Consider the following 968-nt stretch of genomic DNA (forward strand, 5'->3'; position numbering starts at 1 on the left):
ATGAAACTCAAAGGAATTGACGGGGGCCCGCACAAGCGGAGGAACATGTGGTTTAATTCGATGATACGCGAGGAACCTTACCTGGGTTTAAATGGGAAATGTCGTATTTGGAAACAGATATTCTCTTCGGAGCGTTTTTCAAGGTGCTGCATGGTTGTCGTCAGCTCGTGCCGTGAGGTGTCGGGTTAAGTCCCATAACGAGCGCAACCCTTACCGTTAGTTGCTAGCATGTAATGATGAGCACTCTAACGGGACTGCCACCGTAAGGTGAGAGGAAGGCGGGGATGACGTCAAATCAGCACGGCCCTTACACCCAGGGCTACACACGTGTTACAATGGCCGGTACAGAGGGCCGCTACCAGGTGACTGGATGCCAATCTCAAAAGCCGGTCGTAGTTCGGATTGGAGTCTGTAACCCGACTCCATGAAGTTGGATTCGCTAGTAATCGCGCATCAGCCATGGCGCGGTGAATACGTTCCCGGGCCTTGTACACACCGCCCGTCAAGCCATGGAAGCCGGGGGTGCCTGAAGTCCGTAACCGCGAGGATCGGCCTAGGGCAAAACTGGTAACTGGGGCTAAGTCGTAACAAGGTAGCCGTACCGGAAGGTGCGGCTGGAACACCTCCTTTCTGGAGATCAGTTATTATCTGCACTTGCTGGCAAAACCTTCAACCTTTACCATAAGTTGACAGCCGGGAGGCAGGAAGCACAGGTTTTCGGAACATGGAAAAGGTTCGATTCCTTTTAACCTGTCAGTACTCGTAAGAGTAACAGTTCTTTGACATACTGGAAAGATGGAAAAATATATTCCACAACAATGAGCAAAAATAGAAATCATATAAAGTCTTACGACATGAATGATTTCTGAGTAAGCTAAAAGTATAAAATTGAAGTAAATAATAAAGGGCGTATGGTGGATGCCTAGGCTCTCAGAGGCGATGAAGGACGTGATAAGCTGCGAAAAGCT

At 49.0% G+C, this 968-nt stretch carries 2 rRNA genes; both read left to right on the top strand.

Annotated features, from left to right (window positions below):
- A 16S ribosomal RNA gene (locus WS42_RS14865) occupies positions 1-630 on the top strand; the annotation flags it as partial.
- A gap of 261 nt (positions 631-891) precedes the next feature.
- A 23S ribosomal RNA gene (locus WS42_RS14870) occupies positions 892-968 on the top strand; the annotation flags it as partial.

The sequence above is a fragment of the Odoribacter sp. N54.MGS-14 genome (assembly GCF_000980295.1).
GTDB lineage: Bacteria > Bacteroidota > Bacteroidia > Bacteroidales > Marinifilaceae > Odoribacter > Odoribacter splanchnicus.